This is a genomic window from Cryobacterium sp. SO2 (assembly GCF_026151165.2).
GTDB lineage: Bacteria > Actinomycetota > Actinomycetes > Actinomycetales > Microbacteriaceae > Cryobacterium.
Genome location: NZ_CP117849.1, coordinates 1,651,132 through 1,670,970, shown reverse-complemented (window position 1 = coordinate 1,670,970; position 19,839 = coordinate 1,651,132). Strand labels below are relative to the sequence as shown.

Here is a 19,839-nt window from a genome sequence, read left to right as displayed (position 1 = left end):
CAAGCCAAAATCGGCCTCGCAAATTTCTATGCAAAAGGCCGATATCAGGGTTGACGAGCTAGAAGACCGTGAGCCCCCGCGACTCGAACTGGGCGCGCACGCGGGCCAGCAGGTCGTTCTCCGGCGGGTGCACGCCGTGCAGGGGGTAGGGGATGCTCAGGCGATCCCACTTGTCTTCGCCCATCTGGTGGAAGGGGAGCACCTCGACGCGCTGCACATTGGGCCAGCTCTTCACGATGTCCACGACGGCTTCGACGTTGTCGACGGCGTCGGTGAGGCCGGGAACGAGCACGAAGCGCACCCAGACCGGGATGTTGCGCTCGGCGAGCCTGTCGCCGAAAGCGATGGTCGGCGCGAGTTCGCGGCCGGTGACGGTCTTGTAGGTGTCGGGGAGGCCCGACTTCACGTCGAGCAGAACCAGGTCGACGTTGTCGAGGAGTTCGTCGGAGGCGCTCTTGCCGAGGTAACCGGAGGTGTCCAGGGTGGTGTGCACGCCGAGGGCGTGTGCTTCCTTGAACATCCGCTTCACGAAGGCGGGCTGCATGAGCGGTTCGCCGCCGGAGATGGTGAGGCCACCGTTGGTGGCCTTGAAGACGCCCAGGTAGCGGGTCATCCGGGCGACGAGTTCGTCGATCGGGGTGACCAGGCCGTCGCGCATCTTCCAGGTGTCCGGGTTGTGGCAGTACTGGCAGCGCAGCAGGCAGCCGGAGAGGAACAGGGTCATGCGGGTGCCGGGGCCGTCAACGGCCGTCACGAGCTCCCAGGAGTGAACGCTGGCGACGGTGCCCTCGCGGATCGCCTTCATCTCCAGGGTGTGCAGCTCGGCCTTGCGGTCGGCGTCGTTCAGAGCACTGATGTCGTCGGAGACGGGCGCCGACAGGTCGACGTGTTCTCCGGACAGTTCGACAACAGGACAGGCAACGCTAGGGAAGCCGAGGTTGATTGCAGTCATGGTCTCGTCCTACCTAGCGTTGCCGGTCATTTGTTATGGGATTTCTTTAGTGCGAGTGGAACGTGCGGCTGATGACATCCATCTGCTGCTCGCGGGTGAGGCGGACGAAGTTCACGGCGTAGCCGGAAACGCGGATCGTCAACTGCGGGTAGTTCTCCGGGTGCAGCATCGCGTCTTCGAGAGTCTCTTTGTTGAGCACGTTGACGTTCAGGTGGTAACCGGTGGCCGACGTGAACGCGTCGAGCAGGCCGACCAGGCTGGTGATCTGCTCGTCCTTGGTGTGACCGAGGCCACTGGGGACAACCGTGTTCGTCAGCGAGATGCCGTCCTGCGCTTCACTGTACGGGAGCTTGGCGACACTGAGTGCCGACGCGAGCATGCCGTGCGTGTCGCGGCCGTTCATCGGGTTTGCGCCCGGTGCGAACGGCTCACCCTTGCGGCGACCATCGGGCGTGTTGCCGGTGGCCTTGCCGTAGACCACGTTGGACGTGATCGTCAGGATCGACTGGGTGTGGATGGCGTCGCGGTAGGTCGGGTGCTTGCGGATCATCGTCATGAAGCGTTCCATGACGTCGACTGCAATGACGTCGACGCGGTCGTCGTCGTTACCGAAGGTGGGGAATTCGCCTTCGACGGTGTAGTCGACAACCAGGCCGGTCTCGTCGCGGACCGGACGGACCGTGGCGTACTTGATAGCGGACAGCGAGTCGGCAACCACGCTCAGGCCGGCGATGCCGCAGGCCAGGGTGCGGATGATTTCCTTGTCGTGCAGTGCCATTTCGAGGCGCTCGTACGCGTACTTGTCGTGCATGTAGTGGATGCAGTTCAGCGCGGTGACGTAGGTCTCTGCAAGCCACTCGAGGGTCTCGAGGTAGGCCGGGAAGACGGTGTCGTAGTCGAGGATCTCATCGGTGTTCGGCGCGGTGGCCGGAGCGATCTGCTTGCCGGACACCTCGTCCTTGCCGCCGTTGATCGAGTACAGCAGCGCCTTGACGGCGTTGACGCGGGCTCCGAAGAACTGCATCTGCTTGCCGACGCGCATCGGGGACACGCAACATGCGATCGCGGCGTCGTCACCCATCTCGTTGCGGATCAGTTCGTCGGACTCGTACTGGATGGCCGACGTGTCGATCGAGACCTGGGCGCAGAAGCGCTTGAAGCCCTCGGGCAGCTTGTCGCTCCACAGCACGGTCAGGTTCGGCTCGGGTGCGGGGCCCACGTTGTAGAGGGTCTGCAGGAAGCGGAACGCGGTCTTAGTGACGAGCGGGCGACCGTCTTCACCGATGCCGGCGAGCGACTCGGTGACCCAGGTGGGGTCGCCGGCGAAGATCTCGTCGTACTCCGGGGTACGGAGGAAACGGACGATGCGCAGCTTGATGACGAGGTCGTCGATGAGCTCCTGGGCGCCCTCTTCGGTCAGAACGCCCGAGGCGAGATCGCGCTCGATGTAGGCGTCGAGGAAGGCTGCGTTACGGCCGAACGACATGGCCGCACCGTTCTGCTCCTTGACCGCACCGAGGTACGCGAAGTACAGCCACTGAACGGCTTCCTTGGCGGTGGTGGCGGGCTTGGTGATGTCCGAGCCGTAGCTGGCGGCCATCTGAGCGAGTTCCTTGAGGGCCCGGATCTGCTCCGAGTTTTCCTCGCGGGCACGGATGATGTCCTCGGTCGAGGGCTCCATGTCCAGCTCTGCACGGTCGTTCTTCTTGCCGGCGACGAGGGCGTCGATGCCGTAGAGGGCAACGCGACGGTAGTCACCGATGATGCGGCCGCGGCCGTATGCATCCGGAAGACCGGTGATCAGGTGGCTGCTGCGCGCACGGCGCACGCCGGGAGGGTAGACGTCGAAGACCGCGGTGTTGTGGGTCTTGCGGTAGTCGGTGAAGATCTTCTCCAGCTCGGGCGAGACCGGGTAGCCGTAGGTCTCGAGCGAGGTGGCGACCATGCGCCAGCCGCCGAAAGGCATGATCGCGCGCTTGAGCGGCGCGTCGGTCTGGAGGCCGACGATGACCTCGTTGTCCTTGTCGATGTATCCGGGCTTGTGCGCGGTGATGGACGACGGGGTCGTCGCGTCGATGTCGTAGACGCCCTTTTCGCGCTCAACCGGGAACATCGCGGACAGCTTTGCCCAGATGCCGGTGGTGCGCTCGGTGGCGCCGGCGAGGAAGCTGGCGTCGCCGAGGTACGGCGTGTAGTTGCGCTGGATGAAGTCGCGCAGGTTGATCGAGTCCTGCCACGGGCCGCTGACGAATTCGGCCGGGCCGGTTTCTGCGAGACCGCGCTGGTCGCTTCTGATGCCATCTGTGACGGTCATATGGTGTGCTCTCCTTGTAGGATCGAGGCTTTCCCGCTGACTGGGTGTTTATCCCACCAGTCGGGCCACGAGAGCAGGACCACGAGGTACCAGCTAATGCCACGGTGCCGGTGGTTCGCCCTCTGTTTTGAACACTACCCTTCGTGTGAGCCCGCGAACCGGGACCTAAGTCCCGTTTCCACCCCAGTCGGGGGCTCTCTGTGGCAACTCTTATATTGACGTCACCGAGCGCAATTCGAACTCTCGCACCGGCCGGGCCACGGTGGCCGCGCAGGTGCTCAGCAATGGCTGGGAGAGGGTTTCGGCGAGGGTCGCCGTGACGGCCCGACCGGCATGCGTGAAGGTGACGGTGTGCACTCCCCCGGCCTCGGTCCACGACCGGAAGTCGAAGGCGTCGATGCGGTCGTCGCCTCGGTCGGCCGCGACGAAGGCCGCCGCTGCCTGCACCGCATTCGGCAGGGCGCTGCGGCCGCGGAACCAGCGCGGCTCGATACGGCCGCGCAGGTAAGCCTCGACCAGGCCGGGGGCATCCGCGGCACCCACCCTGCCGTAGTACAGCCCGTGCGGAAAGAGGATCAGAGTGGCCGCGAACCTGTCGCCGCCCAGGTGCGAACACTCCCAGGTGGCGTCGCCATAGGCCTGCGCGAGGGCCGTGACCACCGGGCGGCCTTTGACCGCACAGCACTGGTCGTGGCGGGCGTGGGTGCACACGCAGATGAGCGGCTCGGGGTTGGGCTCGCCCGTGGCCCCGTCGAGCGGGACCCGCAGGAGGTCGCCGGGGTCTGACACCGATCCCCAGCGCACGGACTCGCGCCCCACCCGGCAGTCAACGGCCGCCCAGCGCCATGCGGTCTGGGCACGGCGCTGCTGAGCGTTGCGCCCGGTGCGGCGGATGGCGAGGGGACGGATGCCTGCTCCCTCGATGCGGTCGACCAGGGCACGGGCGAGTGCGGGGGGAAGCGGCGACTGCAGGAACGCGTGAGTGCCCCAGGCTCCGTCGATCTCGACGAGGAACCAGCGTTCGCCGTAGCCGGCCGTGCCGGCGAGCGGGTCGTCGCGTTCGAGCGACCGATCGCTGCACGGCAGCCAGCCGGGGATGGGCCCATCGAACGCAGCCCCGTCGACCGCAGCCCCGTCGACCGCAGCCCCGTCGACCGCAGTCCCCTCGCTCACCGCACGACCAGGACGCCCTCGCGCACGAGGCGCCGGGCGACCACGAGCGACGAGGCCGTATCCAGGCCGTCCAGACCGCCGGCCTGCACTGTGCCTCCCGCCAGCACCTGCGTCAGAGCGTCGGTGGCCTCGGCGGGCAGGGTGAGGGACTTGCCCGGCAGCAGGAGCGACACCTCACGGTCGCGGGGGCCGGGCCGCAGGCGGGCGTCGAGCCCGTGCCGCAGGCTCACGGTGGTCGCCTCGTGCAGTGCGGTGGCCGCCTCCGTCGTCGCCAGCGGGGCGATCGGTTCGGGGCGGGAGGAGTCCCGCACCCTGAGTGCGAGCCGCCGGGCCACGGCGTCGGCCCGCTCGGGCTCGGCGGTGACGAACCGCGTGAGTCCCTTCACGACCTCGGCCACGAGGGTGCGAGCTGCGGCCGCATCCGTGAGGTCGACACCCAGGGGAAGCGCGGCGCGGAGAGTCTCGTCGTTCGCGGCGGCGATGATGGCCTCGCGCAGCACATCGTGGCGGGTGAGGGCGGCAACGCCGATGGTGAGGTGGATCGAGGTGCCGCCGAGGGCGGTGGCCGAGTGGATCCAGCCCCTGGGCAGGTAGAGCACGTCATTCGGGCGGAACACCTCGTCGAGGAACGGGACGCCCTGCGCCTGGTGGTCAACGGCCTCGCGATGATCGGTCCAGGGCTGGTCGCGCAGCGGGCGGGGGTACACCGATGGATGGATGCGCCACCGCTTCTCCCCCAGGATCTGGATCACGAAGACATCGTGCACGTCGTAGTGCGGGTCGAAACCGCGCTCAGAGGCCGGCGTGACGTACGCGTTCACCTGGACGGGGTGTCCGAGGTCGGCCACCAGCCGGCGGGTGAATTCGGCCACGGCCGGCCAGGTGCGGTGCAGGCCCTGCAGCACGAGGGTGGCGCCGCCGGTGAACTCGTCGAGCACCTTGTCTGCGCTCACCTGGTCGGCGATCTCGGCGCCCAACCCGCCCGGCGCCGTATACCGAGCGGGGTCGAGCACGGTGCCCGCCCTGGCCATGCGCACGAAGGGCGTGCGCAACCCCCGCCGGGTGACCAGCTCGTCGACCGCATCCGCGCTGAAGAGGTCGCCGAACCCGCCCGGAAGGCTCGCCGCCCGGGTGAACAGCGGGAGCCGGTCCCAGTGCTCAGCGCCGAAGCGTTCTGGCGAGAGCGAGTCGGGCGGCCCTGGCAGCAGGCGCGCGAGCGCGGGACGATCGCTCGGCCCGCGCTCCCCGCTACTCATCAGGCGGATCCGTCGGCGCCGCCGTCGTGCCCCTCCGGGTTGGCCCCGCCGTCTGCGGTGCCCTCCTCTGCAGTGCTCTCGTCAGCGGAGCCGTCCGCGCCGCCGTCGTGGCCGGCTGGATTCGCCCCGCCGTCCGCGGGGCCTTCGCCGGAGCCGCGTGCGCCCTGGCCCCCTGCGGATGTGGTGATGTCGTCGTCGTTGATGCCCACTTCATACCTCCGTAGCCGTTACAGGCGTCGGCTGGCGCCCACTGGCGATAGTACGTCGGCCGGGCGGCGCTGTCAGGTAGCAAACAGGATTCGTCCGGCTAAGGAACTTCGAAGAATCCAGCGCGATTGTTGAATCAGACGCCCCAGTCGCCTGACCGAGATGAGAAGAGCCATGACCGTTCGCCAGCCCAGCACCGCCACGGGCGCCACTCGCGCCCGTGCACCCCGCGGTGCCGCGGCGCCCGTGGTGCGCGCCAGGCGCATCCGCACCCGGCGCCGCCTGCGGGCAGCCGACATCCTCGCCACGCTGCTCTGGACCTCGGCCGCGATTGCCGTGGCGCTCTACCTCTCCTACGGCGGGCTGAGCTACGTGACGGATGTCGCATCCGCCGTGAGTGCGCTGGGAATCGTGACCGGCCTGGTCGGCACCGACCTCATCCTGGTGATGCTCGTGCTCGCCGCCCGCATCCCGTTCATCGACCGCACGGTGGGCCAGGACGTGGCGATGGCGCAGCACCGGCGCCTGGGCAAGCCGGCGCTGTACCTGATCCTCGCGCACGGGGTCCTGCTCACCGCCGGGTATGCGCTCAGCGACGGATCGAACGTGTTCGCCGAGACGATCTCACTGTTCAACACCCCGGACATGGCGTCCGCGTACCTGGGCGTGGGGCTGCTGGTCGCTGTCGTCGTGTCCTCCCTCGTCGCGGTGCGCCGCCGCTTCCCCTACGAGGTCTGGCACGCCATCCACCTGCTCAGCTACGCAGCCGTGCTCGTGGCGCTGCCCCACCAGCTCAGCGCCGGCGGAGTGCTCGCTGACGGCACCGTGCAGCGCGTCTACTGGCTGGCACTCTATGTGCTCGCCTTCGGCTCGATCGGCTGGTTCAGGTTCGTTGTGCCGGTCATCCGTTCCTACCGGCACGCAATCACGGTGTCCGGCATCGAGGCCATCGCCCCCGGTGTGGTGTCGATCCACCTGGCCGGTCGGCACCTCGACAGGTTGCAGACGGCGGGCGGCCAGTACGCGATCTGGCGCTTCTGGACGGGTGGCACCTGGTGGCACGCGCATCCGATCTCGTTTTCAGCGGTGCCCACCGCCACGAGCGCCCGCATCACCGTTCGCGACCTCGGCGCCGGCAGCCGCGCCCTCGCCTCGGTGCGGCCGGGCACCCGGGTGTCGATCGAAGGCCCGTACGGGCTGTTCACCGACGCGGCCCGCACCTCGCCGCACCTCGCCGTCGTCGCCGCCGGAATCGGAATCACGCCGATCCGGTCACTACTCGAGCACTCCAGACTCACCCCGGGCGAGGCCACCGTGCTGCTGCGCGGCACCGATGATTCGCAGAGCTACCTGTGGGACGAGGTGGGTGCGCTGTCCCGCACCGCCGGGTCGGCCATCTATGCCATGATCGGCCCGCGGCCGCGCGGGTTGGACACCTGGATGTCGGCGGAGGCGCTCAGCGCCGGGGTCACTATCTCGAGTGTTTTCCCCCGCCTGGCCGACTCCGACCTGTACGTCTGCGGACCACAGGCCTGGACCGACCTGGTGGTGAGAGACGCCAAGGCGGCGGGACTCCCCGACCGTCAGATTCACGTGGAAAGGTTCGACTGGTGAGAAAACGCGCCATCGCCGCAAGCATTCTGTCCTCTGCCGCCGTCCTCGTCGTCGGCTGGCAGCTCGGAGCCCCGGCCGCCATCACGACGTCGGTGCCGAGCGCCTCCTCGTCGGGCGGAACCGTCGCCGGCGGAACCACGCCGTCGACCACCACGCCGTCCACGACCGCGCCCTCCACAAGCGGATCCGCTACGGGATCCGGCACCTCCGCCACCACCCCGACGCCTACCCAGGCGCCGACCACGTCGACGTCGGCCTCCGGCACGTTCGTCGGCACCAGCACCTCGACCCGGTACGGTTCGGTGCAGGTGCAGATCACCGTGCAGTCCGGCACCATCACCGACGTGACGGCACTCAAGCTCACCGATGCCGACGGCAAGTCCGTGCAGATCAGCAACCGGGCCGCTCCGGTGCTGCGGCAGGAGGTCCTCAACGCCCAGTCGGCGCAGGTGTCCACGGTCTCCGGAGCCACCTACACGAGTGACGCCTACCTCACCTCGCTGCAGTCGGCACTGGACCAGGCCGGTCTCTGACCGTGGCCACCCACGTCTTCCCCACAATGGGAACTGTGGCGAGCCTGCGCTTTCGCGGTGAGGTGCCCGATCGCAACCTGCTGCAGGACCTGCACGATCACTTCGAGGAGCTCGAGCAACGCTTCAGCCTGTACCGGGCCGATTCGGAGATCAGTCGGATCAATGACGGCTCTTCCCAGCTCACCCGGGCGAGCGAATCGATGTTGGCCGCTTATGACCTGGCCCTGCGCTGGCGCACCGACACCGGCGGCGCTTTCACACCGCACCGGCCCGACGGTCTCCTCGATCTCTCGGGCGTGGTGAAGGCGCTCGCCATCCACGACGCCGGCGGGATTCTGCGTGAGGCTGGCGTGCGCGACTGGCTCGTGACCGTCGGCGGAGACACGCTGTCAGACGGCACGCTATCGGACGGCACACTGGCCGGCGGAGTTGACGCGGATCGGTGGACTGCCGGGATCGTCGATCCGGCCGACCGCACCGCTCTCCTCTGCGCGGTCCCGTTCGACGACAGGTGGCGGGCGATCGCCACCTCCGGCACCGCCGAGCGCGGTGAGCATGTCTGGCGGCGGCCTGAATCGGGCCACCTGGTTCAGGTGACAGTGCTCGGCCCAGACATCATCACCGCGGATGTGCTGGCAACCGCGATCCTGGCCGGCGGCACCGAGACTCTCGATCTGGCCACAGACACCTGGCCCATCGACGTCCTGTGCGTGGCCGCCGACGGCGGCCTCGCCATGACCCCCAGGCTGCGTGACCACTACCTGGCCCGCGCCTCCTGACTCGCGCCACCCTCGCAGGTCGCGCCCGTCGCGCTGGTCGAGCTTGTTGCGCTGGACGAGCCCACTTCGCTGGTCGAGCTTGTCGAGACCCCGTGACACGCCTGATCAGTCGGCCACCTCGTTGGTCGAGCCCGCCCCGCTGGACGAGCCCGCCCCGCTGGTCGAGCTTGTCGAGACCCCGTGACTCGCTCCTCAGTCGGTGTCGGGTGGTTTTCGGGTGCGTGGGTCGTGTGCCCGGTGCTGGTTGGGTTTCCGCCATTTCCCGCTCGGGTCGAGCCAGGCTGGTGCCTTGACCTCGGGCATGCCGAGCACCATCCGGATCTGCCACCCACCCGTACTGAGGGTGTGGTGGTGATACCAACACAACAACACCCCGTTGGAAACATCGGTGGGCCCGCCGTCTTGCCAGGACGTCACATGGTGGACTTCGGTCCATTGCGGCGGGCAGTCACAGCCCGGGATGACGCAGCCACCATCGCGGGCCGTGATGGCCTTCCGTTGCAGCGCTGTGAAGCAGCGCACTTTGTCGCCGAGGGCGAGGACGGCGCCGTTACCGCCGAAGAAGATCGGCCGGTAACCGCCGTTGTCGATCATCTGGTTGATCGTCTTCATCGAGATCGGCCCCTCCACCCCGTCGATCCACCCGACGCCGGCCTGGGCGAGGAGGTCCGTGGCGCTCACGTGAACCATCACCGTGGGCGGCATGCCGCCCATGGTGGGGGTGCGGGGGTCTTGGGCGACCTGGGTGAGGATCCCGCGGAGGATATCGGCCCGCTTCTCCCCACCGGAGCGCTCATCGATGACCTCACCGGGCACGAGTTCACCGGCCTCGATGCGCTGCTGCTCCTCCGCGGACGGGAATGCGGGGGCGGAGCGGGCGGACTGGAAGGTGTTGAACACGCCCTGCATGATGCCCTTGAGCTCCGGCGTCACCCCGCCGCGCAGAGGGTGGAGGCCGTTGGTGAGTCTGCCGAAGGAGAACGTCGACTTCGCCTCGAGCACGGCTTCGTTCGGCGCGACCCCGTCGGGGTTGATCATGGCCTGCCACCGGAGCGCCATCGTGCGGATCTCTTCCGGACCGTTCGTGAACCCGGCCGAGTCACCGAGGCGAGCCACCGGGCCGGTGCAGGTTGCGTCGGGGTGGGCGGTGTCTGGTCCGTCGCCCGGGCCGGGAGTGCGGCCAAACACCGACCCAGTGGCGCGTTCCACCAGGTCGGCTTCAGCCCGGGCTACCTGGGCCGGATCCGCATCGAAGCGGCCATGCACCGTGTAGTCGGCCAGACCCTTCACGATGGTCTCTGCCGAGTCGATACCGAGCTCGCCCGCCCGCAGTGCCGCAGCGACCACCGGGAACACCGGCTCCAGCACGCTGTCGCCGAGCACCCGCGGGCAGACCTTGTCGCCCAGCGCCACCCGCCGCTTCATCTCCGGCACCGACGCGCCGGTCAACCGGGTGAGCAAATCATTCGCATGGGAGCAGCCCAACCGCCAGGCCAGGGACTCGGTGCCCAGGAACCGCCGCGACCGGTATCCAACCACGCTCGCCGTCGCCACCCGGGCCGCGTCGACGGGCCGGCCGGTGCGCTCCACCATCTGCGTCAAAGCGACGACCTCGGGGTCGCTCAGCCCCTCGACGTCGATCGAGTCCATCACTGCCTGCACCGTGCGGGAGGCCTCGTCCAACACCTTCAACTTCTCGCCGAACGCCCCGGCCAGGGCGCGCTGTACTCCGGGGAGCTCGGACGGTTCCCGCCACTCCGGCCGCTTGTCGCCCGGGGCTCGACGAGCCTCACCGCCAGCGGGCGTGCCAGCCGGCGCAACCCGGGCCGGGCCGGCAAGGCTCGTGTTCCAGTCACACGGCGCATCTGCACCGGAAGACGCAGCGGGAGTGTCTCCCGCTGCTGCTGTGGAACCACCTGCCAGGTCTTCGTCCATACCTTCATTCTCCCACGAATGAGAGGTTTACGCGAGGATATCTCATGTTACCCACAGGGCAATCTCGCGGATCTATCCGGCTTGACCCAGCGGAGGGCGACGCACGTTTAATAGGAAATAGGCCGCAAATTAGGACGTTATGGCCGATTCCGTCCTCATAAACTCACTATCTCCTCATAAAGTCACTATCTCCTCAGAACGTAACTTCGACTAATACCCAGCTGTTCTGAGGCCGGGTCGCCGGGTCTCTACAAGCTCGACCAGCGCGGAGTGCGTTTTTGAGGCCGGGTCGCGGGGTCTCTACAGGCTCGACCAACGCATGGGCGCGTCCTGGAGGCCGTCTCGACCTCGGCGCCAAGAACCCGCTAGAGCTTCTTGCCCGGGTTGAGCAGCGAGTGCGGGTCGAATGCCGCCTTCACCCTCAACTGCAGGTCGCGCAGAACCGGTCCGAGCTCGTCGTCGAGGTGCGCTCGCTTGAGCACTCCGATGCCATGCTCGCCGGAGGCCGACCCATCGAGGGAAATGGCCAGGTGGATGACACGGGCGAATGCCGCGTGGGCCGCGTCGATCTCCGCGGGCACCGCCGGGTCATAGCCGATCACCGGGTGCAGGTTGCCGTCGCCGATGTGGCCGCCCGTGCTGATCGGAACGTCGAGCTCCCGCGAGATCTCGGCGAGGCCGAGCAGCAGGGCGGGCAGCTGTGAGCGCGGCACCGTGATGTCTTCGTTCAGGCAGCCCCCGCGCACAGCTTGCACGGCCGGGTGCAGCAGGCGCCTCGCGCTCATCAGCTGCTCGAGCGACTCAGCGTCATGCGCGATGACCACCTCGCCCGCTCCCCCGGCTCGCAGGGTCTCGGCGTAGGCCTCGACGTCGTCGTGGGCCTGGCCGATCTGGTCAGACTGCACCAGGAGCAGGGCACCCGCTCCGGCGGGCAGTGTCGAGGCTGGATCGAAGGCATTGATCGCGGCGATGCAGGCGCCGTCGAGAAACTCGAGCACGCTTGGCCGGCGAGCTCCGGCGACGATGGCGTTGGCGGCGGCCAGGGCATCCGCTGCGGTGGCGAAAGTGGCCGCGACGCCCGACGGGCTGCCGGGCTTGGGCAGCAGCCCCACGGTGATCTCGGTGATGATGCCCAGGGTTCCTTCCGAGCCCACCAGCAACGCCGTGAGGTTGTATCCGGCAACGCCCTTGATGGTGCGCTGGCCGGTGTGCACGATCGAACCATCGGCCAACACCACGGTGAGCTGGCGCACGAAATTGCCGGTGACGCCATACTTCACGCAGAGCATGCCGCCGGCATTGGTGGCCACGTTTCCACCGATGGTTGAGGCGCGCCACGAACCGGGGTCCGGCGGGTAGAACAGGTCCACGGCCTCGGCCGCTCGCGCCAGGGCGATAGTGCGCACGCCGGCCTGAACGGTGGCGGTCTGGTTCGCGACGTCGACCGAGAGGATCTTCTTGAGCCGCGTCGTGCTCAGCACGATGGCTCCGGCGATAGCGTTTGCGCCGCCGGCCAGTCCGGTGCGAGCTCCCTGCGGCACAATCGGGATGCGGTGGGCGGCCGCGACGGTGACAACGGCGGCCACCTCCTCGGTGCTGGCCGGGAAGACCACGGCCAACGGCTCGCCGCTCACGGTGCCCTCCGACTGGTCACGCCGATTGCCCTCTGTGCGCGGGCCGGTGACGATCTGCGCGCTCGAGAGAACGGCGGCGAGTTCGTCGAGAACAATGGACGCGACGTCGGTCATGGTCATGAATACCTCTGCTGGACATGCGCCTGTTCGGCGCCTCAACGACGCGTGCATCTCGGCTCACCGCGTCCTGGGCCACAATTCTATGCACGCTATTTCTGGGTGACCTGCTATTTGGCCAGGTTGCCAGCGTTCGAGGCGCGGCATCCGTTGCTTTGCATATCTCACGCCCGGCGTTCGCGCTAGGGGCATAGTGCGGGCTTTCGGCAACCGGCGGGCGCCCCGCTCATAAAGCCGCAGACGCCCGCTCACACCCCCAATTCCCGGCGCAAGGTCCAGGCGTTCCGCACGGCGTTTCCGCCCCCGTCGTTGTTGAAGTACACGAACACCTCCCGGCCGTCGGCCCGCCACTCACGGATGCGCTCCGCCCACCAGCGCAGATCGGCATCGGAATAGGACCCGCCGTAGAGGTGCTCGTGGTCGGGGCCGTGCAGCCGCAGGTAGACGAACGGAGCCGTGGCGCGCAGCACGCAGGGCAGCCCGGCGCCACTCATCACGCAGAAGGCAGCCCCGTGGCGCTCGAGCATGGCGAAGACCTCGTCGACGTGCCAGCTGGGGTGCCTGAACTCGACGGCCACCCGGATCCACGGCTGCAGGGATGCCAGGAAGTAGTCCAGGCGAGCATCGTCGCGCTCCTGCCCGGGGGCCAGCTGCACCAGCAGGACGGCGCGCCGGTCGCCGAGTTCGTGCCAGCCCGCACCGATCCGCTCCGCCCAGACCTCCGGCGCATAGAGCTTCCTGGCGTGGGTCAGACCGCGCGGGGCCTTCACCGACATCAGGAAGCCGGGCGGCAGCCGGCGTCGCCACCCCGCGAAGACCGCCGGACGGGGCCACCGGTAGAAACTGGCATTGAGCTCGACGGTGTCGAAGGTGCCCGTGTACCAGCCCAGCCGCTTGGCCGCGGGCAGGCCGGCGGGGTAGAGCACGTTCTCCCAGTGGTCGTAGCTCCACCCCGACGTTCCAATGTGAATCGGCCCGGTCATCGAGCTCCATACTGCACTGCAACTCGGGGTCGGTAGGATTTCAATTCAGACACGAGGGGGCACGCATGACGGGGGACGCAGTGCAGCCGGATCGCGCGCGCGTCAGGCGCGTGCGGCGCGCCCGCGGCACCCGCTCCCGGGCGATCGCCGGCGCGGCTCTGGTTGCCGTGCTCCTGGCCGTGGTGCTCGTCGTCCGCGCCGTTTCCCTGTCGGCCGCCCAGGGCGAATACGACGCGGCGGCCCTGGCCTTCCAGAGTGAGCAGACCGGCGCCGTGCAGATCGTCACGGCGGGCGAGACCGCCCTCGACGACGCCATCGCCACCCTCGAAGCCAGTGACGGCAAGGTGCTCACGGAGCAACCTCGCACCGACCTGGCCGACGCCATCGACGCCGCAACGGGCCGGTTGAGCGCAGCCGCCCAGGAGCTCACCTCCGCAGAGACGACCGCGGATGCGTCGACCGCCAGTACGACCCTGTTCGAGCTGGGCGGCGGCATCCGTGACGATGCCCGGGCGCTGGCCTCATTCGACTTCGGGGTCTCCGCCGGCGTCGACGGCATAGCCGAGGACCTCGCGGTTCCGGTCGCGGCCGTCGTCACGGCCATGGCCGAGTGGCAGGCCGAGCAGGACCGCATCCTGGCCGAGCGGTACACCAACAACGTGCACGCGATCGGCTGGACGCCGGAACTCGACGAGTGCATCGGCTCAGTCGATGTCACCGCGCACTACCAGGATGTGCCCACCATCGCCGAGCACTGGTCGTGCGGCGGCAAGGACTTCCCCGACGACGCCGGCACCATGATCACTCTCACGGGCGTGCATGCCGGCACCTACCGGGTGGACGGCATCGTGGCGATGCTCAACGCCTCCAGGAACAGCACAGCCGATGTGCCCCGCGGCTATGACCTGCTCTACCAGACCTGCCAGAACGGGCAGTCGGCCACCATGTCCTTCACGGCCCTCACCCGCGTCTCCTGACTGGCGTCCCACCCCGGCGTTGCGGCTAGGAGGTGCTCTCCTGCGGGAGCAGGTCGGTGGCGACCATGTCGACGCTCCGCTCCCAGAGCGCGGTCGCGAGGCCGGCATCCGCTGCCTGGCTGTTGGTGGAGTGCACGCGACGCTTCTCGTAGTACTCGCCGGACTGCCAGTCGACGCCGGCGGCCGTGCTCGCAAGCCAGACCAGGGTGTCCGCGCCCTTCTCCGGGCTGATCAGCATGCGCTTGAGCGCCGTCTGGTAGATCAGCCGCATGATGCTGGTCGAGTCGGTGGAGAAGCTCGTGGCGACGACGCCCGGGTGGAACGCGGCCGTCACGATGCCCCGTGCGCTGTACCGACGGTGCAGCTCCCGGGTGAAGAGGATGTTGGCGAGCTTCGCGTCGCCGTAGGCCTTGTTCGGCGAGTACTTGCGTTCATTCTCGAGGTCGTCGAGGTTGATGCGGCCGAACCGGTTCGCCGTGCTCGACGTGTTGATCACCGACGCCCGGCTGGCGATGAGACGGTCCATCAGCAGCGTGGTGAGCAGAAAAGGCGCCAGGTGGTTCACCTGGATGGTCTTCTCGTGGCCGTCGACGGTGAGCTCGCGGTTTCCCATGATGCCGCCGGCGTTGTTGGCCAGCACATCGATGCGCGGGTAGCGCTGGAGGAGCTCTGCCGCCAGGGTGCGCACGTCGGCCAGCCGGCTGAAGTCGGCAATGAAGTGGTCAGCACCGAGTTCGGCGGCGATGGCCGCGGTCTTCTGCGGCGAGCGCCCCACGATCACCACCCGTTCGCCGGACTGGCTGAGCGCCCGCGCTGCAGCCGCGCCGATGCCGTCGCTCGCCCCGGTGATCACAATCGTTCGTTCGCTCATCTGACGCACTCCACTCTGGCCGGGATATGTGACGGTGCGGCCGGCCGGTTCTTTGGGCGAGGCATCGTCGACTCACGGTGTCTGAACTCTACTGCGCACGCCGCTGACGGCTCCGGCAGACCAGCCGGGACGCATGTTGCGGTTATTGATGCATTTATCAACCACTTTTCTCGATACGATGGAGGCATGCCCCCGTCCATCTCCCGTGCCCGCCCGTCCGGCCCCTCGGCCGTCGAGCGCGCCTACAGCCACGTCGCCGACGCGATCATCTCCGGCGACCTGGCCGCGAGCGCCCTCATCACCGAAGGCGACGTCGCGGCGACCCTCGGGTTGAGCCGTACCCCGGTGCGCGAGGCCTTCCTCTCCCTCGAGTCCGCCGGGTTGCTCCGCCTCTTCCCCAAGAAGGGCGCCGTGGTCACGGCCATCGACGACACCGAGACCGCCGAGCTGCTGCAGGTGCGCGCACTCCTGGAGACCAAGGCCGTCCAGCTGCTCGGCGAGCGCCCGCACCAGGTGGATTCCGTCGACGCCGAGTTGCGTGCCCTCATCCAGGTGCAGACGGATGCCGCGGCCGCGGACGACCTGCTGGCCTACGCCCGCGCCGACCACAGGTTCCACTCCCGCATCGTGGACGAAACCGGGAACCGGGTGATCGACGACATCTACGCGCGTCTCGGTCCCCGGTTGGAACGCCTCGTGCACAGGGTCGCCGCCCGCGACCCCGACAGCATCACCAGGCTCATCGACGAGCACCGCGTGCTGGCCGACCACCTGCGCGCCGGCGACACCGCCGCCTATGACACGGCGCTCCGCCTGCACCTGGAAAGCGGGCACCGCGTGCACCGCTCGCTCTGACCCTGCCGCACCCGGCTCCTCTACACCCGCACCGACCGGAAAGCCCCATGTCCCCCCGTACTCCCCGCGTCATCCCCCCGTGGCAGCTCGCAGCCCCCGCCCTCTTCGTCATGGCCTGGGGCGGCAACCACTTCACCCCGCTGCTGCACATGTACGAGACCCTCGGCCATTACTCCACGGTCACGGCCGACCTGTTCCTCGGGTTCTACGTCGTCGGCCTCGTTCCCGGCCTCCTACTGGCCGGCGCCCTCTCCGACCGCTACGGCCGCAAGCCTCTCGTGGTCGCTGGCGTCATCGCCGGCATCGTGGCGAGCATCCTGCTCGGACTCGGGTTCTCCAGCGAGCTCGTCATCTGCCTGGGCCGGTTCCTCGCCGGCCTGAGCGTTGGCGTGGCAATGTCCGTCGGCACGGCCTGGCTCAAGGAACTCTCCAGCGCACCGTTCGACCTGGCCGCCCGCCCCACGGCCGGCGCCCGCCGCCCGGCACTCACCCTCACCGTCGGCTTCGGACTGGGCGCGGGGGTCTCCGGCGTTCTCGCCCAGTGGGGCCCGCTGCCCACCCTGCTCCCCTACGCCGTGCACATCGTCCTGAGCCTGCTCATCCTGCCCGCACTGCTCCGCGCACCGGAGACAGTGCCACGCAGCCGGGCGCACGGCTCCCTCTGGCTCGACCTGCAGGTTCCCCTCGCCGGGCACCGGCGCTTCCTGCGCGTGGTGCTGCCCACGGCCCCCTGGGTGTTCGGTGCCGCGGGCATCGCCTACGCCATGATGCCCAAGCTCGTGGAAACACAGCTCGGCGAGCTCAACCTCGCCTTCGCCACCCTGCTCACCGTGGTCACCCTGGGCACCGGCGCGCTCGTGCAACCGCAGGTCTCCCGCCTCAACTCGATCACGCACGGCCGGGCCCTCCTGGTGGGCATGGGCCTCATGCTGGTGGGTGTGCTGAGCGCCGTCGCCACGGCCGTCACCCTCTCCCCGGTGTTCGCCCTCATCACGGGCATCCTGCTCGGCGCCGCATACGGCATCACCGTGGTGGCCGGGCTCGTGGAAATCCAGCGCATCTCCACCCCCACCGACCTCGCCGGGATCACCGGCGTCTACTACAGCCTCACCTACGTCGGCTTCCTGCTCCCCGTGGCCTTCGCCAGCCTGAGCGACTTCGCCGGCTACCCGGTCATGCTCTCGCTGCTGGCCGTCGCCTGCGCCGGCTGCCTGGCCCTCACCGCCGTGGGCCTCCGCCGCGCCTGATCACGGCGCCGGCCTGGATGCGCCGGTGCGCGCCTCCTTCGCGTCGCGCAGCAACACCAGCGGCAGCAACAGCGTGGCCAGGGCCGTGACCAGCCAGACCACGAGCGCGGCGAGGATCCAGGTCTGCCAGCCCTCGATGGTGAGACCGCCGGGGAACAGCGAGGCGAGCCACAGGGCCACGAAGGTGGACACCAGCCCGATGCCGCCCAGGAATGCCGGCGCACCCCGCGCGACCACCTTGGCCAGGAATGGCGAGAGCACGCTCTGGGCGACGGCGAACACGAGCATGGCCGTGACGAAGCCGCTCGCCGTGAGCGTGAGGTCGGGCAGGACGAGCGACGCCACCCACAATCCGAGGGCAGCCGAGAGCAGGAAGATCAGCGCACGCAACAGGATGCGAATCATGCCGCGATGGTAGCGCCGCCGGCAGGACAGCGCGACAAACGGCCGACCCCTGGGGGCCGGCCGGGAGCCAGTAGTCCGATCGGTTAGCGGGGTCCTCCTCCGCCGGCGCCACCGCCGCCGCCGCCCATGGTGCCCGTCGCGGCCACACCGGCCGTGACCGTCGTGGAGTTCGTCGCTGCGGAGTAGTCGCCGTCACTGTAGACGCCGTCAGCGATCTCGCCCGACGCGGTTCCGCCCACGTACACGCTGTAGGTCTCGCCGTCGACGAGCTCGTCGGAGGAGAAGACCACTGACTGGAAGTCCTTGATCGATTCGAACGCCATCACGACGTCACCGGCGCTGTCCACGAGCTGCACGACGGTGCCGGCTGCCTCGGTGGAATCGAGCGCGATCGCCACGAAGCTCTGCTCGGACCCGGCTTCGGGCGACACGGCCATCCCGGCACTGCCGGCGGCGAGCAGGGTGCCGCCGGTGACGGTGAAGGTGCCGTTCACGTCGAGCGCGCCGTTGCCGCTGTTGGTCGGGCCGTTCACCACGAGGGTGCCGCCGCTCATGGTGGCGGACCCGTTGGAGTCGAAGCCGTCGCCGTCCGCGTTGATCACGGTGGTGCCGCCGGTGATGGTGATGGTCTCCCCACCATCGGAGTCCATACCGCCGCCTCCGCCACCCTGGGCGGCGGCGTCACCGGTCTCGGTGGTGGTGGTGCTGCCGCTGGAGGCGTTGAGGCCGTCGTCACTGGAGGTGACCGAGACGGTTCCCCCGCCGATGCTGATGGCCATGCTCTCCAGGCCCTCGTTCGAGGTCGTGACGGTGGTGGTGCCGCCGATGATATCCAGCGCCGAGTCGGCGTGCACACCGTCGTCACCGGCCGCGAGGGTCACGTCACCGGAGGCGATCCGCACGGTGCCGTCGGAGTGCAGCGCGTCATCCGCCGCGTCGACGGTGAGGGTGCCACCGTCGACGACGGTCACCACCCCGGACTTGACGCCCTTCGCCGAGACATCCTCTGACACGGCGGCCGTGTGGCCACCGCCGGACTCCACCGTGACGTCGGCACCCGAGAACACGATGTCGGTGAAGGCCTGCATGCCGTCTCCGGCCGCTGTCACGTCGACGGTGCCGCCCGTGAGAGCGATGTAGCCACGGGTGACGTCCTCCTCGTTGTCGGACTTGAGACCGTCGCCGCCGGCTGTCACGGTGATGGTCCCGCCGTCCACGACGAGGTAATCCTTGCCGCGGATGCCGTCATCGACGGCCGTCACCGTGATGGTGCCGGAGTTGATGACCAGGCCGTCGGCGCTGGTGATGCCGTCGTTCCCGTTGCCGGTCACGTCGAGCGAGCCCGTGCCGGTGATAGTGAGGTCGGCGGCGCTGTAGAGCGCGGCGTTCGCGTCATCGTCCTCCGCGTAGCTGTCGGTGTCGGCCAGCGAGTTCGTGGACCCGTCGGCGAGCACGATCATCGCTTCGTCGGCCTCGGAGACGACGAGCGCAGCTCCGGCGGAGTTCGTGACCTCGACGCCGTTGAGGATCAGGCGCACGGTGCCTTCGCCGGAGGAGGCGACGACGATCTGGCCGTCGTCGAGGGTGCCGGTCAGTTCGTAGGTGCCGGCCGCTGTGATGGTCACGGTGCTGCCGGAGATGGTCACGGCGCCGCTGTCGGTCGAGGCGCTGTCGGTGGATGCCCCGTCGCCGTCGAGCGTGATCGCCACCACATCGGCGTCGTCCCACTCGTAGTCGTCGGCGTCGTCGTGGGTCTCCTGGTTGGCGGCGAGCACTTCGGCGGCCGTGGTCGAGTCGTCGACGGCGACCGCGGCAGTGGCCGAGGTGGTGGTTCCCGACGAGTCGGTGGTCGCCGCGACGGCGGTGCACCCGGTCAACAGGGCCGCAGTGACGAGGAACGGCAGCACCCGGTAGGTGCAGGTCTTCAGGGATTTCTTCATGGGGTACTCACAATCGATGGTGTGTCAGTCAAGAAAGAGAGGCGCAG

At 68.6% G+C, this 19,839-nt stretch carries 17 protein-coding genes; 6 read left to right on the top strand and 11 right to left on the bottom strand.

Annotated elements, in window-relative coordinates; genetic code table 11:
- Positions 1 to 58: 58 nt before the first annotated feature.
- The 5 genes from pflA to BJQ94_RS07635 form a co-directional block, all read right to left on the bottom strand.
- Positions 59 to 952 carry a pyruvate formate-lyase-activating protein gene (pflA, locus tag BJQ94_RS07655; protein WP_265397661.1) on the bottom strand — a complete coding sequence of 298 codons (894 nt, stop codon included), beginning with the start codon at positions 950 to 952 and terminating at the stop codon, positions 59 to 61.
- A 46-nt stretch (positions 953 to 998) separates the two neighbouring features.
- Positions 999 to 3,266 carry a formate C-acetyltransferase gene (gene pflB / locus BJQ94_RS07650; RefSeq protein ID WP_265397662.1) on the bottom strand — a complete coding sequence of 756 codons (2,268 nt, stop codon included), beginning with the start codon at positions 3,264 to 3,266 and terminating at the stop codon, positions 999 to 1,001.
- Between the two features lie 210 nt (positions 3,267 to 3,476).
- Entirely contained in the window at positions 3,477 to 4,439 is a 963-nt protein-coding gene (locus tag BJQ94_RS07645) for a sucrase ferredoxin (RefSeq protein ID WP_265397663.1), read from the bottom strand.
- Complete coding sequence (locus BJQ94_RS07640) at positions 4,436 to 5,695, bottom strand: cupin domain-containing protein (RefSeq protein ID WP_265397664.1); 1,260 nt, start codon at positions 5,693 to 5,695, stop codon at positions 4,436 to 4,438. The genes BJQ94_RS07645 and BJQ94_RS07640 overlap by 4 nt, the downstream gene beginning before the upstream one ends.
- Positions 5,695 to 5,904 carry a hypothetical protein gene (locus BJQ94_RS07635; protein WP_265397665.1) on the bottom strand — a complete coding sequence of 70 codons (210 nt, stop codon included), beginning with the start codon at positions 5,902 to 5,904 and terminating at the stop codon, positions 5,695 to 5,697. Before BJQ94_RS07635 ends, BJQ94_RS07640 begins: the two co-directional genes overlap by 1 nt.
- 172 nt (positions 5,905 to 6,076) lie before the next feature.
- Here BJQ94_RS07635 and BJQ94_RS07630 point away from each other — a divergent pair, with 172 nt between their 5' ends.
- The 3 genes from BJQ94_RS07630 to BJQ94_RS07620 are packed head-to-tail and all read left to right on the top strand — an operon-like array spanning position 6,077 to position 8,828.
- Positions 6,077 to 7,516, top strand: coding sequence for a ferredoxin reductase family protein (locus BJQ94_RS07630; RefSeq protein ID WP_265397666.1), 1,440 nt, complete (start codon positions 6,077 to 6,079; stop codon positions 7,514 to 7,516).
- The gene (locus BJQ94_RS07625) at positions 7,513 to 8,049 is read left to right on the top strand and encodes an FMN-binding protein (RefSeq protein ID WP_265397667.1); all 537 of its coding nucleotides are present in this window, start codon (positions 7,513 to 7,515) and stop codon (positions 8,047 to 8,049) included. Before BJQ94_RS07630 ends, BJQ94_RS07625 begins: the two co-directional genes overlap by 4 nt.
- Before the next feature lie 2 nt (positions 8,050 to 8,051).
- Positions 8,052 to 8,828 (top strand): FAD:protein FMN transferase, encoded by a 777-nt coding sequence (locus BJQ94_RS07620; protein WP_275875578.1) that lies wholly within the window; start codon positions 8,052 to 8,054, stop codon positions 8,826 to 8,828.
- 192 nt (positions 8,829 to 9,020) lie between these two features.
- On the opposite strand, the gene BJQ94_RS07615 is transcribed toward BJQ94_RS07620, so the two are convergent.
- The 3 genes from BJQ94_RS07615 to BJQ94_RS07605 form a co-directional block, all read right to left on the bottom strand.
- Positions 9,021 to 10,763 (bottom strand): HNH endonuclease signature motif containing protein, encoded by a 1,743-nt coding sequence (locus BJQ94_RS07615; RefSeq protein ID WP_275875577.1) that lies wholly within the window; start codon positions 10,761 to 10,763, stop codon positions 9,021 to 9,023.
- Positions 10,764 to 11,128: 365 nt separating this feature from the next.
- On the bottom strand, positions 11,129 to 12,517 hold the full coding sequence (locus BJQ94_RS07610; RefSeq protein ID WP_265398419.1) for an FAD-linked oxidase C-terminal domain-containing protein: 1,389 nt from the start codon (positions 12,515 to 12,517) through the stop codon (positions 11,129 to 11,131).
- Positions 12,518 to 12,762: 245 nt separating this feature from the next.
- Positions 12,763 to 13,497, bottom strand: coding sequence for a DUF72 domain-containing protein (locus BJQ94_RS07605; RefSeq protein WP_265398420.1), 735 nt, complete (start codon positions 13,495 to 13,497; stop codon positions 12,763 to 12,765).
- 65 nt (positions 13,498 to 13,562) lie between these two features.
- On the opposite strand from BJQ94_RS07605, the gene BJQ94_RS07600 reads away from it, so the two are divergent.
- A complete protein-coding gene (locus BJQ94_RS07600) occupies positions 13,563 to 14,474 on the top strand; it encodes a hypothetical protein (protein ID WP_265398421.1) in 912 nt (303 codons plus the stop codon).
- 25 nt (positions 14,475 to 14,499) lie between these two features.
- Here BJQ94_RS07600 and BJQ94_RS07595 read toward each other — a convergent pair whose 3' ends face one another.
- A complete protein-coding gene (locus BJQ94_RS07595; protein WP_265398422.1) occupies positions 14,500 to 15,345 on the bottom strand; it encodes an SDR family NAD(P)-dependent oxidoreductase in 846 nt (281 codons plus the stop codon).
- A gap of 186 nt (positions 15,346 to 15,531) precedes the next feature.
- On the opposite strand from BJQ94_RS07595, the gene BJQ94_RS07590 reads away from it, so the two are divergent.
- Positions 15,532 to 16,200, top strand: a complete 669-nt coding sequence (locus tag BJQ94_RS07590) for a GntR family transcriptional regulator (RefSeq protein ID WP_265398423.1) — start codon at positions 15,532 to 15,534, stop codon at positions 16,198 to 16,200.
- Between the two features lie 47 nt (positions 16,201 to 16,247).
- Positions 16,248 to 17,447 (top strand): MFS transporter, encoded by a 1,200-nt coding sequence (locus tag BJQ94_RS07585; protein WP_265398424.1) that lies wholly within the window; start codon positions 16,248 to 16,250, stop codon positions 17,445 to 17,447.
- Here the strand turns inward: BJQ94_RS07585 and BJQ94_RS07580 are convergent, their stop codons facing one another.
- Together BJQ94_RS07580 and BJQ94_RS07575 are read right to left on the bottom strand one after the other, a co-directional pair.
- Positions 17,448 to 17,852, bottom strand: a complete 405-nt coding sequence (locus tag BJQ94_RS07580; protein ID WP_265398425.1) for a phage holin family protein — start codon at positions 17,850 to 17,852, stop codon at positions 17,448 to 17,450.
- An 83-nt stretch (positions 17,853 to 17,935) separates the two neighbouring features.
- The gene (locus BJQ94_RS07575; protein WP_265398426.1) at positions 17,936 to 19,792 is read right to left on the bottom strand and encodes a carbohydrate-binding domain-containing protein; all 1,857 of its coding nucleotides are present in this window, start codon (positions 19,790 to 19,792) and stop codon (positions 17,936 to 17,938) included.
- Between the last annotated feature and the right edge of the window lie 47 nt (positions 19,793 to 19,839).